At 66.1% G+C, this 12,964-nt stretch carries 14 protein-coding genes; 8 read left to right on the top strand and 6 right to left on the bottom strand.

Annotated features, from left to right (window positions below; all coding sequences use genetic code 11):
- The first annotated feature begins 33 nt into the window (after positions 1–33).
- The 4 genes from Q0743_RS17765 (at position 34) to Q0743_RS17750 (ending at position 3,190) form a co-directional block, all read left to right on the top strand.
- Entirely contained in the window at positions 34–501 is a 468-nt protein-coding gene (locus tag Q0743_RS17765; protein WP_014494672.1) for a RidA family protein, read from the top strand.
- A 5-nt stretch (positions 502–506) separates the two neighbouring features.
- The gene (locus Q0743_RS17760) at positions 507–1,253 is read left to right on the top strand and encodes a glycerophosphodiester phosphodiesterase (RefSeq protein ID WP_298242807.1); all 747 of its coding nucleotides are present in this window, start codon (positions 507–509) and stop codon (positions 1,251–1,253) included.
- A 203-nt stretch (positions 1,254–1,456) separates the two neighbouring features.
- Positions 1,457–2,698, top strand: coding sequence for a GNAT family N-acetyltransferase (locus Q0743_RS17755; protein ID WP_298242806.1), 1,242 nt, complete (start codon positions 1,457–1,459; stop codon positions 2,696–2,698).
- 63 nt (positions 2,699–2,761) lie between these two features.
- Positions 2,762–3,190, top strand: a complete 429-nt coding sequence (locus Q0743_RS17750; RefSeq protein WP_298242805.1) for an HIT family protein — start codon at positions 2,762–2,764, stop codon at positions 3,188–3,190.
- A 127-nt stretch (positions 3,191–3,317) separates the two neighbouring features.
- Here Q0743_RS17750 and tsaA read toward each other — a convergent pair whose 3' ends face one another.
- The 4 genes from tsaA to Q0743_RS17730 all read right to left on the bottom strand — a co-directional run bounded on the left by tsaA (position 3,318) and on the right by Q0743_RS17730 (position 6,135).
- A complete protein-coding gene (gene tsaA / locus Q0743_RS17745) occupies positions 3,318–3,809 on the bottom strand; it encodes a tRNA (N6-threonylcarbamoyladenosine(37)-N6)-methyltransferase TrmO (RefSeq protein WP_298242804.1) in 492 nt (163 codons plus the stop codon).
- 32 nt (positions 3,810–3,841) lie between these two features.
- Positions 3,842–4,192 carry an AzlD domain-containing protein gene (locus Q0743_RS17740; protein ID WP_063194937.1) on the bottom strand — a complete coding sequence of 117 codons (351 nt, stop codon included), beginning with the start codon at positions 4,190–4,192 and terminating at the stop codon, positions 3,842–3,844.
- Positions 4,189–4,929: an AzlC family ABC transporter permease gene (locus tag Q0743_RS17735; protein ID WP_298242803.1), complete on the bottom strand. Its 741-nt coding sequence runs from the start codon at positions 4,927–4,929 to the stop codon at positions 4,189–4,191. Before Q0743_RS17735 ends, Q0743_RS17740 begins: the two co-directional genes overlap by 4 nt.
- Before the next feature lie 240 nt (positions 4,930–5,169).
- Positions 5,170–6,135, bottom strand: a complete 966-nt coding sequence (locus Q0743_RS17730; RefSeq protein ID WP_298242825.1) for a lytic transglycosylase domain-containing protein — start codon at positions 6,133–6,135, stop codon at positions 5,170–5,172.
- Between the two features lie 298 nt (positions 6,136–6,433).
- Here Q0743_RS17730 and Q0743_RS17725 point away from each other — a divergent pair, with 298 nt between their 5' ends.
- A complete protein-coding gene (locus tag Q0743_RS17725; protein ID WP_298242802.1) occupies positions 6,434–7,333 on the top strand; it encodes a TRAP transporter substrate-binding protein in 900 nt (299 codons plus the stop codon).
- Between the two features lie 68 nt (positions 7,334–7,401).
- The gene (locus tag Q0743_RS17720; RefSeq protein WP_298242801.1) at positions 7,402–8,040 is read left to right on the top strand and encodes an HAD family hydrolase; all 639 of its coding nucleotides are present in this window, start codon (positions 7,402–7,404) and stop codon (positions 8,038–8,040) included.
- Here Q0743_RS17720 and Q0743_RS17715 read toward each other — a convergent pair.
- Both Q0743_RS17715 and Q0743_RS17710 read right to left on the bottom strand, forming a co-directional pair.
- The gene (locus Q0743_RS17715; RefSeq protein ID WP_298242800.1) at positions 8,037–9,077 is read right to left on the bottom strand and encodes a phenylacetaldoxime dehydratase family protein; all 1,041 of its coding nucleotides are present in this window, start codon (positions 9,075–9,077) and stop codon (positions 8,037–8,039) included. The two genes, Q0743_RS17720 and Q0743_RS17715, sit on opposite strands and share 4 nt — an antisense overlap.
- Before the next feature lie 28 nt (positions 9,078–9,105).
- Complete coding sequence (locus tag Q0743_RS17710; protein ID WP_298242799.1) at positions 9,106–10,122, bottom strand: carbon-nitrogen hydrolase family protein; 1,017 nt, start codon at positions 10,120–10,122, stop codon at positions 9,106–9,108.
- A 197-nt stretch (positions 10,123–10,319) separates the two neighbouring features.
- Between Q0743_RS17710 and Q0743_RS17705 the strand changes: the two genes are divergently transcribed.
- A complete protein-coding gene (locus Q0743_RS17705; protein ID WP_298242798.1) occupies positions 10,320–11,276 on the top strand; it encodes a helix-turn-helix domain-containing protein in 957 nt (318 codons plus the stop codon).
- A gap of 204 nt (positions 11,277–11,480) precedes the next feature.
- Entirely contained in the window at positions 11,481–12,875 is a 1,395-nt protein-coding gene (locus tag Q0743_RS17700) for a methyl-accepting chemotaxis protein (RefSeq protein WP_298242797.1), read from the top strand.
- Positions 12,876–12,964: the final 89 nt, after the last annotated feature.

Below are 12,964 nucleotides of genomic sequence, written 5' to 3'. Positions count from 1 at the left end.
GGGCGAATGATTTTTGGACAACGAGGGTCGGACATGGCGGGCACGGTCGAGCAGAAGCTGGCGGAACAGGGCATCAAGCTGCACGAGGCCCCCACGCCCGTCGCCAATTACGTCCCGTTCGTGCGCACCGGTAATCTGCTGTTCGTCTCCGGCCAGGTCTGCTTCGATCCCGCCGGCAAGCTGATCGCCAAGGGCAAGCTGGGTGCCGGCGTCTCGATCGAGGACGGCGCCGCGGCCGCGCGCGGCTGTGCGGTCAATTTGCTGGCACAGGTCAAGGCCGCGCTCGGCGATCTCGACAAGGTGGTGCGCGTGGTGCGCCTCGGCGGCTTCATCAACTCGGCGCCGGACTTCCTGGACGGGCCGAAGGTGCTGAACGGTGCCTCCGACCTGATGGTCGCGGCCTTCGGTGACAAGGGCCGCCATGCCCGCACCACCGTCGGTGTGGCCTCCCTGCCTGCGGACGCGGCGGTCGAGGTCGAAGGCGTGTTCGAGGTCGCCTGAGACGAATGCGCGCTCCGGATTGGCTGACAGCCCGGCCGGTCGCCCATCGCGGCCTGCATGACATCTCTCGCGGCATCGTCGAGAACATGCCGGGCGCAGTGCAAGCTGCGATCGCCGGCAATTTCGCGATCGAGGTCGATATCCAGCTCTCCGCCGACGGCGAGGCCATGGTGCATCACGACCATGCGCTTGGGCGTCTCACCGAGGCCACCGGCGAGGTCGTGTCGAAGACCGCCGCGGAGCTGAAAGCGGTCAAATTCAAGGACACGGACGAGCGAATGATGTCGCTGTCCGACCTCTGCGCCATGGTCGCCGGCCGCGTGCCGCTGGTGATCGAGGTGAAGAGCCATTTTGACCGCGACCGCAAGCTGGTGCGGCGGATGGCCGAGGTGCTCTCGTCCTATCAAGGGCGGGCCGTCGGCATGTCCTTCGACCCCGACCAGGTGCTGGCGCTGCGCCAGCTCTTGCCCAACCGCCCGCGCGGCATCGTCGCGCAGCGCAGCTATGAGGACGATTACTGGGCCAAGCTCACCCAGGCGCAGCGCGACAGCATGCTGTACCTGCGCCACGGCTTCCAGACCCAGCCCCACTTCGTCGCTTTCAAGGTCGATCACCTTCCCGCCCCAGCCCCCTGGATCGCCCGCAACCTGTTCGGCTGCGCCCTGCTGGGATGGACCGTGCGGACGAGCGAGCAGCGGACCCGGGTGGCGCAGTATGCGGATCAGATGATCTTCGAGGGGTTCGTGCCGTAGGCTCGCGAACGGCACTCGTGTCCCGGACGCGCTGCAGCGTGCAACGCTCCTGCGCAGAGCCGGGACCCAGCAGGCGGCACGGCAAACGGCTAGATGGGCCCCGGCTCAGCAGCGCACCACTACGTTCTGCGCTGCGTCCGGGGCACGAGACCCGTGTTCCCCACCCCTTGAAGTCGCTGCTGCAATGCACGATCTTGGGCACGATGGCATCATCCGAAATCACGCTCGAGGCCGTACCTTCGATTGGCAACGTGTCACCGGAGGATTGGGACGCCTGCGCCAATCCCGGCGGACGGTGCAATGGGGCTGGCAGCGGAATCTCATCCGGACTTCCAGGCGATTCCCTTGGACTCTTAAAACCCGCCTATAACCCCTTCGTCTCCCACGCCTTTCTCTCCGCAATCGAGAGCTCGGGTTCGGCGACGATCCGCACCGGCTGGGGCCCGCGCCACCTCGTGGCCAAGGTCGATGGCCAGGTGGCCGGCGTCGTGCCCTGCTATCTGAAATCGCATTCCCAGGGCGAGTACGTCTTCGACCGCGGCTGGGCGGACGCCTATGAGCGTGCCGGCGGGCGCTATTATCCGAAGCTCCAGGTCTCGGTTCCCTTCACCCCGGCAACGGGACCACGCCTCCTCGTCCGCGACGGTGTCGACCGCGAGCGCATCATGGATGCGCTGGCGAGCGGCCTTGTGGCGCTGTGCGGCGTCAGCAAGGCCTCCTCGGTCCATGTCACCTTTGCACGGGAAACCGAATGGAAGCTGCTCGCCGAGCACGGCTTCCTGCAGCGCACCGACCAGCAGTTCCACTGGCACAATGAGGGCTTTGCGACCTTCGACGACTTCCTGGCGACGCTGAACTCGCGCCACCGCAAATCGATCAAGCGCGAGCGGCGCGAGGCGCTGGCCGCCGGCATCACCATCCACTGGCTCACCGGCAAGGACATCACCGAGGACGCCTGGGACGCCTTCTTCGACTTCTACATGGAGACCGGCTCGCGCAAATGGGGCCGGCCTTATCTGACCCGCGAATTCTTCTCGCTGATCGGCGAGACCATGGCAGAGGACGTGCTGCTGGTGATGGCCCGCCGCAACGATCGCTGGATTGCCGGCGCGATCAACTTCATCGGCTCCGACACGCTGTTCGGCCGCAACTGGGGCGCGGTCGAGCATCATCCGTTCCTGCATTTCGAGGTCTGCTACTATCAGGCGATCGACTTCGCCATCAAACGCGGCCTCAGGCATGTGGAGGCCGGCGCGCAAGGCGAGCACAAGATCGCGCGCGGCTACCTGCCGCGAACCACGCATTCCGCCCACTTCATCGCCGATCCCGGCCTGCGCCGCGCCATCGGCGATTACCTCAAGCGCGAACGTGCCTACGTGGCCGAGGCCGGACGGGAGCTCGCCGAGCTCGGCCCGTTCCGCAAAGGCGCCGACGAGGCGCCTTGACGCCTCGCCGCGGCTGGTGACAGTAGGCGCAAAATGAGAGCGCAGAGTTTCCCGGGAGCCGTCATGACCAGCTACGACACCAACAACATCTTCGCAAAGATCCTGCGCGGCGAGCTGCCCTGCAGCAAGGTCTATGAGGACGAGCACGTCTTCGCCTTCCTCGACATCATGCCGCGCGTTCCCGGCCACACGCTGGTGATCCCGAAGGCCCCGGCCCGCAACATCCTCGACATCAAGCCTGATGACTACGCCCATGTCGCCCGCGGCGCGCACAAGATCGCGGCCGCCGCCATGAAGGCGTTCAACGCCGACGGAATCACCATCCAGCAGTTCAACGAGCCCGCCGGCGGACAGGTGGTGTTTCACCTGCACATGCACGTGATGCCGCGCCACGACGGCGTCGCCATGCTGCCGCCGGCGAGCCGCAAGGAAGACGTCAAGGTGCTGGAAGAGAACGCGACCAAGCTGATCGCGGCGTTGAAGGCGGGCTAAAGCTCGGCTCTATCCACCCGTCATTGCGAGGAGCCCTTGCGACGAAGCAATCCAGACTGTCTCTGCGGGAAGCAGCCTGGATTGCTTCGCTACGCTCGCAATGACAAGGTGAGAGCGGAGTGCCCTCTCACTCCGTCTCGAAATCACCCTTCTGCGGCGCAGCCAGTGGCGTAAACTCGCAGCGGTCGGGCTTGATGTCGATCAGTGGCGTGTTGTCGATGCAGTCGAGGCCGCGCACCAGGATCGTGTTGCCCTCGATGCCGACCAGCTTCACGATCGACGTGCCGATCGGATTGGGCCGCACCGGCGAGCGCAGCGAAAACGTGCCGCGGGTCTTCTCGTTGTTCTTCGGGCTCTGCAGGATGATGTCGCGGCGCGACTGGTCGAGCCAGTAAAGCACTTCGAGATTGCTGTAGAAGTCGACGCCCTTGATGGCCGGCACGAACGGCTCGAAGATCTCGAGCCGGCACACCGGGCCGTCCTGACGCCCCTGCCGCGGCGTCTCCAGCCGCGACGTCCAGGGCGTGCGGATGCGGCCGATGAAGACGAGGCCGGCATCCTGCGTCGGCGGCAGCTCGATGGCGACCTCGCCCTCGCGGAGCTCCTGTTCGCGAACCATATGTCCTGTTCCCTAGCTGTTCGCCGGCGGTTTTAGCCCAACCACCACTTGCCGGCCAGCATGAAGACTTCACCGGTCACGACGCCCGCAAAGATCGAGCGGCGGGTCAGCAGGAACACGACGAGGCCGGCGGCCACCGCGCCGTAGCGCAAGCCATCGGGTACGCTGGCGAGCGCGCCCGGCGGTTGGACCACGATCTGGGCGATGACGCCGGCGAGGATCGCGGTCGCGACCGCCCGCACCCAGACCAGCAGCTCGGAGCCTTCGTCGATGCCGCCGCCGAACCACAGGCCCAGCATGCGCCAGATCTGGTTGGGAACGACGCCGGCGACGAACAGCACGACGAGCGCCTGCCAGTCGCCGATGAGCTGCGCGTAGCTCATGCGCGCACCTCCCGCCACCAATGCACGCCATAGGCGATCGTACCGGCGACGAGCCCACTGACGAGGATGTCGAGGCCGGAGTTCATCTTCGCGGCCAGCGGATAGAGCAGAACGCCGAGCGCCAGCGCGACCACGTCGGCGGCCTCGCGGCTGTTGCGCGCGGTCGAGAACAGGAAGGACAGCGGCGTCAGCATCAGGATCGCGGCACCAAGCGTCTGCGTCAGATTGGCGGCGAGGAAATAGCCGACCGTGTTGGCGGTGAGGCACACCGAGACGAGGCCGAAGCCAAGCCCGTTGACAAAGGCGATGCGCCGCTCGCGCGGCACCTGCGGCAGGAAGCGATGGCACTCGACCCACAGCGTCACGGCCGTGAGATGCGCGGCGAAGAACAGCTCACGCCGCTTGGTGGTCGGCGTGCGCATCAAAGGCAGCACCGAGACCACCATCGGAAACAGCCTGATGGCGCTGACGGTGACCGCAATCGCCGACTGGATGACGGTGGCGCCCGAGCCGAGCGTCGTGATCAGGATGATCTGCGCCGGGCCGGCCCAGACGAACAGTGTCGAGCAGAGCGCCCAGAGCAGGCTGAAATGGCTGTCATGGGCGAGCGCGCCGATGCCGAGATAGGTCGCGAACAGGACGAGCGTGAGGATCGTCTGCGTGACCGAGCGCAGCCCCCAGCCGAAGGCAAGCCAGGAACTGCTCCATTGCGGTGAATCGAGCGGAGGAAGCGCCACGGATGCTTTGGCTGGTGAGGAATCGTGCCTGCATAACGGGCAATGCTGGCGCCCACGTCAAGGAAGCCCGCGGCGGGGCTGGCATGCACAACACACCCACCGCCGTCATTCCGGGGCGGCTCGAAGAGCCGACCCCGGAATCCATCAGGCCGCAGAGATCGCTGCACAATGGATTCCGGGCTCGCGCCCAAGCGGGCGCGCCCCGGAATGACGAAGGAGAGACACATTGCCCCTACCCGCTCACACCCGGTTCTTCAACACGAAGCAGGCCCCGCCCGCTTTCCGGATCCGGTTGCAGAGATCATCCGCCTCGCTCCGCGTATCCGCACCGATACGCACCTGATAGAACGCACGCGTGCCGCGGCTGCGCATCACCGATGAGAGCAGGCTCGGATCGCGCGCACCGATCACGGTGCTGAGCCGCGTCACGGCGCGGGAGTACATCGCCAGCGCCCTGTTGCGGTCGAACCCGGCGGCGAGCTGCACGCCCCAGGCCTTTGCGGCTGCGAGTTCGATATGCTGCTCGAGCTCGGCGACGAACGCATTCGGCGCGCGCTTGAGCAGCGCCATCAGATCGCGACAGCTCGTCGGCGGCGAGCTCGGCGGCCCCTTGCCGGTACCGCCCGCCTTGGCCCAGGCATCGACGCTGGTGCCGGTGATGGCGTAGACGTAGTTGCGGGTCTGCTCCGGCATGCCGCCGGTGCCGGCAAGCCATTCCTGCACGCGCCGCGGGCCGGCATTGTAGGCAGCCGCCGCCAGCCCGAGATTGCCGAACTGGGAACGCAGCTCGCTCAAGAACTCCGCTGATTTCGGCAGCGCCTGCACCGGATTGAACGGATCGAGCAGCCCGCGCTCGCTTGCCGTGCCCGGCATGAACTGCGCGATTCCCTGTGCATGCTCGCCGCTGCGTGTCGTGGGACCGACTGCGTCGGCCTGGAAGCGGCTTTCCTGCCAGATCACCCGGGCGAAGAATTCCAGCGGCAGATTGGCATCGCGCGCGGCGGCCTCGACGATCAGGCAGATCGACTCCCGCGTATCGCTCTCGCGCGCGTCGGGGGATTTCTCCTGAGATTTCTCCTGAGATTTCTCTTGAGATTTCTCTTGGGGTTTCTCTTGGGACGTCTCCGGCGGCTTTGCGGGCTCCTCGACGCTCGGCGCAGCCGTGTCTGGCGTTGCGGGCGGGTCATCCGCCGCCGGCGCCTGCATCGCAGAAACGAGCAGCGCGGCGATCACCGGCAATGCAATCCGCCTCAACCATGGGCAGGCATGGCTGTGGCGCGCCCCGGTGCGGCGTGCAACAAGGTGACCTGCCCGGTTGTGACATCCTGCCATGGTTCGATGAGTTGCCAATATGCTGCCTGACCTGTCTCTCCCAATGCGTCACCCCGCCAAACGGATCCGAGTTGTCTTCGCCTTTGTCGCGCTCGCGCTGGGCCTCGCGCCAGCCGCCGCGGAGGAAAGCCCGCGCGTCACTTCCCAGGTTGCTTCTCAGGTCACTTGGCGGATGACCACGGAATACCCTGAGAATAACATCTCCGGGATCGGCCTCACCACCTTCGCCGGTCGCGTGGCGGCGCGCACGAACGGTTTTGTGACCGTGGCGAACGCCTTCGACAACAGCCTCAAGATCAATTCGGGCGAGATGCCGCGCGCCGCGCTCGATGGCCGGATCGCCGGCGGCGATGCTTTCGCGGGCGCGCTCTCCGGCGTCGATCCCGTGCTGGGATTGTCCACCCTGCCCTTCCTCGTGCAATCGGCCGAAATCGCCCGCGCCACCAATGCACGGGCGCGCCCGCTCTACGAGAAGGCGCTGGCGGCGCGCGGCCTCAAGCTGCTCTATCTGACGATCTGGCCCGCCACGGGGCTTTGGTCGGCGCGCGCGCTGGAAGGTGCCGACGATTTGCCGAGGCTGAATCTGCGGGCCTATGATGCGAATTCCAGCGAGGTCATGCGCGCGGCCGGCGCCAATGCGCAGTTCCTGCCGATGGACACCGCCCTCGCCGGATTGAAGGAGCATCGGCTAAACGCATTCCTCACCTCCGGTGATGGCGGCGCGGGACGCAAGCTCTGGGACTTCCTGCCGCACTTCACCGCCATCAACTACGCCATGCCGGTTTCGATCGCATTCGTCCGCAGCGAGGATTTTGCCGGGCTGCCCGAGCCGGTGCAGCGTGAGGTGCTGGCCGCCGCCGCCGAGACCGAGCAAAGCCAGTTCGCACTGTTGGCCCATCGCACCACCGAAAATTATGCGCGCATGCGCGACAACGGCGTGCGCATCGTCGAGCCGGCGCCGACCTCCCTGATCAACGCGCTCCGGAAGGCAGCAACGCCTGCGGTCGCCGCCTGGGAAGTTCAGGCCGGCGCAGAGGCCGCCGCGATCGTCGAATGGGCCCGGCAGCAATGACGCATCCGGACTTGACTTGAAGGCCGATCCCACTAGCAACGGGCGGTATCAACCGTGGACTCGGCGGCATGGCGACCATCTTCTTTGATCTCGACGGCACCCTGACCAACCCCAAGCCGGGGATCACCCGCTCGATCCAGTACGCGCTGGAGCGGCTGGACGTCGCGGTGCCGAGCGAGGACGAGCTGACCTGGTGCATCGGCCCGCCGCTGCATGCCAGCCTGAAGAAGCTCACCGGAACCGACGACCTCGCCGACCGCGCGCTGCTGCTCTATCGCGAGCGCTTCTCCGATATCGGCCTGTTCGAGAACGAGGCCTATGCCGGCATCGTGGACACGCTGACGACGCTGGCCGCGACCAGCCAGCGCATGTTCGTGGCGACCAGCAAGCCCGCGGTCTATGCCCGACGCATCGTCGACCATTTCGGCCTGAAGCCCTATTTCGAGCGCGTGTTCGGCTCCGAGCTCGACGGCACCCGCGTCGACAAGCGCGATCTGCTGCGCTACGCGCTCGACGAGACCAGGGTCGATGCCGGCGGCGCGATCATGATCGGCGACCGCAGCCACGACGTCGTGGGAGCCCGCACCAACGGCATGACCGCGATCGGGGTGCTCTACGGCTATGGCAGCGAGGCCGAGCTCAGGGACGCCGGCGCGCATCACATCTGCGCGGCGCATCCCGAACTGCTTGGCCATTGCGTCGTCTAGGCGACCACCGTCTCGACCGCCGCCAGCATCCCCGTCTTCGGATGACAGTTCAGATATTCGAAGAGCTGCTCGTCCGCGGCAGCCACGGTGACCTCATGATACAGCCGCAGCTTCGCTGACGGGCCAAGCGTCGAGAGATACTTCATCGCCGCACCGAAGATCTTCACATGGGTCGGATGCGACTCCGCCCAGCGCTCCAGTGCGGCCAGGCTCTTCCACCAGCTCTGGCCGTAGGACTTTTCGCTGGCGCTGCCGTCGGCCCGGAGCACCTGCATGTAGCGGTTGGCATAGCAACCGATCGCAAGGCCGTCGTCGCGCAGGAAGTCCATGCCCTCCCGCAGCACCGGCTCGACGTCGTCGAGATAGAGCTTTCGCTCGGACGCCTCGGCATCGCTCCAGTCCTGCCCGGAACGGATCAGGCAGAGATTGTCGTGCGCCTTCACGCGCAGCCGCGCACCCTCGCGGATCAACTCGGGGTTGCCACCCGGCGACATCGGATCGGTCTGCGACAGCGGAATGCGGTCGCGCATGCCGCCCCAATAAGCGTGCTCCTGAACTTCGCCGCTCATGCCCTCCGCGATGGAAGCAACGCCCTCGCTGCGGTCCGGGGACGAGAATAGCGTCTCGTGCCGCGCGACGGTGGGACGCAGCACCTCGATGAAGGTCCCGATGCCCTCGCGCTGCCGTCCGGTCCAGGCCTCGCGCGTCAGCTCGAACCAGGCATCGAAGCGCGCGGTGTCGTCCCAATAGCCCACCGAGACGATGGTCTCATACCCGGCCTGATCGACATGGTGTGCGCGGTCCCAGTGCGAAGGCCCGCCCGCCGCCGCGAATTGGCGCGCGATGTCGACGAGCGCCTCGGTCGCGGACGCCGGCGCCGTTCCGCGAAACTGCACGCCGAAATAGGCCATCACGACGCGGCTCACGGCCGGCTTGTAGCGCGCCACAAAGGACGGGTATGGCGGCTGGTAGTCGTCCGGCACGCGCTTGTGGCGCGTGCGCTGGGTTTCGAGATGCGCAGGAATTGCGGATTCCATGATCATGCCCTCCTCTCGATCCCGGTGATCAGCTCGCCGCCGCCGCAATGTCCGTGGGCTCGACGGTGTCCACCGGCAACGCAAACTGCTCGACGCGCTGATATCGCTTCTTGTTGAGCAGCAGCCGCGTCACGTCGGGGCGCGAATAGTGCCCGGCGGGATCGGCGGCATTCTTGGCGACACCGACGGCGCCGAGGTCGATCTCGGCAATCAGCAGCCCCTCCTGGTCCGGCGCGAGCCTGTCGCCGATCTGGCTGCCGTCAGGGCCGTAGATCGCGGCGAAGCCGCCGCCGGCATGCAGCAGCGCGTGCTTGTCCGGACGATCGCAGAGCTCGTCGATCATGGCCTGCGACACCGTCGCGCAAGGCGCCAGCACGAAGCACGAGCCCTCCACCGCATAGACACGCGAGGCGGCGTTGTTGACCTCGGCGCCCAGCGCCGGCGCGAAGGGATCGTAAAGCGAGAAGCTCGGCCAGGCCGCGACGTGCACCTGCTCGTTCTGAGCGTACATCGCGTATTTCGACAGCGGCTGCAGATGCTCCCAGCAGCACAACGCTCCGAGCCGGCCGATGTCGGCCCGCGCATGCACGGCAAGATCGCTGCCGTCGCCTTCGCCATAGACCGTGCGCTCGGCATGGGTCGGACGCAGCTTGCGGCGCTTGGCGATGGTCTCGCCGTCCGGGCCGATCAGCCATTGCGCGAGGTAAAGGCTGCCGCCGTCGCGTTCGGACAGGCCGATCACCGCCGTGAGCTTCGCCTTGCGTACGGCATCGCGCAGCCATTCGGCCTGCGGGCTGTCATAGGACAGCGAATTGTCGAAATAGCGCTGCACGAAGCCGCGCCCGATCGCCCAGGCCGGCGAGTCCATCCAGATATGCCAGGGATACCCGGGGATGAAGGCCTCCGGGAAGGCGATCAGCTTGGCGCCCTTCTCGGCGGCCTCCCTGATCAGGGCGATCGACTTGTCGATGGAGGCGTCGAGATCGAGCCATGCGGGCGCCGCCTGCACCACCGCCACCTTGTATTTCGGATGTTCGATGCCCATTCCCGCCTCCATGCCGGTTGATCGGAAGCCATCTCCGATGCAGTCTATTGAGCCAAGCCGGGCGGCCGAGCGCTCGACCACGGCGGAACGAAAACTCGACTGGACGGAAACGCCGCGGCGGTACGGAACTTGCCTGCGCTGAAGTCAGATCTCCGCCAACATGCGGTTTTGCGGGATGTGAAAGGGAGGCTGTCCCAATGACGATCCAGTTCACGACGGACGGCAGCCCCGGCTATCGGCGCCTCGCGCTCTGGCAGGACATCGTCTGCGACGTCTTCGTCGGGCTCGACTGCAAGTCCGATCTCGGCAGCGCCTTTCGCGGTTCGGTGACGCAGGCGCAGCTCGGCAAGGCGGTCTGCTCCGAGGTCTGCTCCGATCGCCAGCATGTCTTCCGCACGCCCTCCCGCATCGCGCGCTCGGATCAGGATTTCGTGCTGGTCGCGCTCGGCCATCGCGGCGACGGCGGCGTGGTGCAGGACGGCCGCGAGACGGTGATCCATCCCGGCGAGTTCGCGCTTTACGACACCACGCGCCCTTATGAGCTGAAGTTCGACGATCCCTTCACGCAATCCATCTTCAAGGTGCCGCGCGAGATGTTGCAGCGCCGGCTCGGCGGCACGGAGACGCTGACCGCAATGTCATTCGGCGCCGAGGCGCCGCTCGAGCGGCTTGCTTATGATTTCATCTTCCGGCTTTGCCAGAGCGCCGACCGGCTCGCGCCCGATAACGCCGCCGCCTTGTCGGAGCAGGCCGTCGATCTGCTCGCGATGGCGCTGAGCGAGCGGCTCGGCAAGGCCTCGCTGCCGTCCTCGACCCACCGCTCCGCCCTGATCTACCGGCTCAAGGGTCATGTCCGCGCCCATCTCGCCGATCCCGACCTTTCACTATCGGAGACCGCAGCCGCACTCGGCATTTCGCCGCGCTACGTGAACGACCTTCTCGCCGACGAGCAGACCTCGTTCCAACGCTACCTCCTTGCCGAACGCCTCGCCCAGTGCCGGCGCGACCTCGCCTCGCCCCTGCTCGTCCATCGCCACATCAGCGAGATCGCCTTCGCCTGGGGCTTCAACGACCTCTCGCATTTCGGCCGCGTCTTCCGCGAGCATTTCGGCATGTCGCCGCGCGACTTCCGGCAGAGCCAGTTGCGGCACTGAGGCACGGTCAGTGGCCGCTCATGGCGACCCGATCCGGCATGCAGGCCTGGACTGTCGGAGGTATCGCATTCCTCGCGCCGTGGGCATCAACAGCACCGGGCGCCGAGCGGTTTGCGGAATTCCGATATGATTACTTACCGGCTGTTCAGCTTGATTTCCTAGAATGGAATCGGTCCTCCATTCAGCCCAGCCGGAAAAAGCCGCATGTCCATTCTCGCCAGCGCCCACCGCAAGCGTTCGACCGTCGCTCCGGATGGATCTGATGCCGCGGTGGACCAGCTGGCGAGATTGAAAGCCCGTGACGAGGCTTTGACGGCGTATATCGAGACATTGATCGAAGGTAATTTCCTCGCACCGGCCTGCACGGGAGACGACAACCTGTCCAGCGCCGTTTCGAGGCTTGCAACGAGGTTGGCCGGCGATGCGTCGAGCAGGCTCGATGCCATCGTGGACCTCAACGTCCAGAGCAATGAAACCGCGATCTCCGCGGCCCGCATGCTCACGGCTTGCCGAGATGTCGACCAGCGCACGCAAGCCCTCGCCGCCGCCAGCGAGGAAATGGTCGCGTCAGTCGGGCTGATCCGATCGAATGCCGCGGAGGCGGCCGCAAGCGCCGCTCAGATGAGGGCCAGCGCCGAACAGGGAATGGCGACCGTCCGGCTTGCATCCAAGGCAATGGAGCGCGTCGAGGCGACTGCGAACGACGCTTCGGACAAGATCATGGCCCTCAGCGCGGCGTCCGAGGAAATCGGCGCCATCGTCGGCTCGATCGATGCCATCGCCAGGCAGACCAACCTTCTGGCGCTGAACGCGACGATCGAAGCCGCACGCGCCGGCGAAGCGGGTCGCGGTTTTGCCGTGGTCGCCTCCGAGGTCAAGGGACTTTCGCAGCAGACCGGCAAGGCCACCGAGGACATCCGCGAGCGGATCCAGCGCCTGAGGGAGGAAGTCGAACTCATCGTGACCGCCATGTCCGGATGCAAGTCGGCGGCGGCCGAGAGCAAGGACGTCGTCGTGAAATTGGGCGGAGACATGTCCAGCGTCGAAGATCGAACGGTCTCCCTGACCAGCGGCATGGACGAAGTCGCCAGCATCCTGAACCAGCAGACCGACGCCTCTCGCGAAGTGGCCGAAGGCATCGCGGCGATCGCGCGCATGACGATGGCGAACGCCGATCAGATCAAGAATATTTCATCTCAGCTCGACGTCGCCCAAGGGATCGCCGGAAAGCAGCTTCAGGACATTGCGAGCCTGTCCTTCGACAACAAGATTCCGAGGCTCGCCAAGGCCGACCATGTCGTCTGGAAAAAGCGGCTCGCGGACATGGCGATCGGCCGCGTCACGCTCAAGGCGGACGAACTCGCCGACCACCATTCCTGCCGACTGGGCAAATGGTACTACGGCGATGGTTCCCTGGCGATGCGCAGTCACCGGGCGTTCGGCCCGCTCGAAAGGCCGCATGCCCTCGTTCATGACCATGGAAAGCGGGCCGCGAAGCTGTTCGCGGACGGCGACCTCGCCGGTGCGCTCCGGGAAATCTCGCTCGTCGAAGAGGCATCCGCGGATGTGCTGAGGCTGCTTGACGACCTTGCACGCTGATATCCCGCCGCGCGCGACGATGACGGCCGCGAGCCTGCGGATCACAAAAGCGTAGCGCGTCGACTGAACGCAGGTCCGCCATGTGCGCG

Source organism: uncultured Bradyrhizobium sp. (assembly GCF_936943645.1).
In the GTDB taxonomy this organism is placed as follows: domain Bacteria; phylum Pseudomonadota; class Alphaproteobacteria; order Rhizobiales; family Xanthobacteraceae; genus Bradyrhizobium.
This window is presented reverse-complemented; position numbering and strand designations above follow the sequence as displayed.

What these genes read in the sequence shown, in the direction of transcription:
- Q0743_RS17765 (WP_014494672.1), top strand. Translation starts at nt 34, where the DNA reads ATGGCGGGCACGGTCGAGCAGAAGCTGGCGGAACAGGGCATCAAGCTG.
- Q0743_RS17760 (WP_298242807.1), top strand. Translation starts at nt 507, where the DNA reads ATGCGCGCTCCGGATTGGCTGACAGCCCGGCCGGTCGCCCATCGCGGC.
- Q0743_RS17755 (WP_298242806.1), top strand. Translation starts at nt 1,457, where the DNA reads ATGGCATCATCCGAAATCACGCTCGAGGCCGTACCTTCGATTGGCAAC.
- Q0743_RS17750 (WP_298242805.1), top strand. Translation starts at nt 2,762, where the DNA reads ATGACCAGCTACGACACCAACAACATCTTCGCAAAGATCCTGCGCGGC.
- tsaA (WP_298242804.1), bottom strand. Translation starts at nt 3,809, where the DNA reads ATGGTTCGCGAACAGGAGCTCCGCGAGGGCGAGGTCGCCATCGAGCTG.
- Q0743_RS17740 (WP_063194937.1), bottom strand. Translation starts at nt 4,192, where the DNA reads ATGAGCTACGCGCAGCTCATCGGCGACTGGCAGGCGCTCGTCGTGCTG.
- Q0743_RS17730 (WP_298242825.1), bottom strand. Translation starts at nt 6,135, where the DNA reads ATGCAGGCGCCGGCGGCGGATGACCCGCCCGCAACGCCAGACACGGCT.
- Q0743_RS17725 (WP_298242802.1), top strand. Translation starts at nt 6,434, where the DNA reads ATGACCACGGAATACCCTGAGAATAACATCTCCGGGATCGGCCTCACC.
- Q0743_RS17720 (WP_298242801.1), top strand. Translation starts at nt 7,402, where the DNA reads ATGGCGACCATCTTCTTTGATCTCGACGGCACCCTGACCAACCCCAAG.
- Q0743_RS17715 (WP_298242800.1), bottom strand. Translation starts at nt 9,077, where the DNA reads ATGGAATCCGCAATTCCTGCGCATCTCGAAACCCAGCGCACGCGCCAC.
- Q0743_RS17710 (WP_298242799.1), bottom strand. Translation starts at nt 10,122, where the DNA reads ATGGGCATCGAACATCCGAAATACAAGGTGGCGGTGGTGCAGGCGGCG.
- Q0743_RS17705 (WP_298242798.1), top strand. Translation starts at nt 10,320, where the DNA reads ATGACGATCCAGTTCACGACGGACGGCAGCCCCGGCTATCGGCGCCTC.
- Q0743_RS17700 (WP_298242797.1), top strand. Translation starts at nt 11,481, where the DNA reads ATGTCCATTCTCGCCAGCGCCCACCGCAAGCGTTCGACCGTCGCTCCG.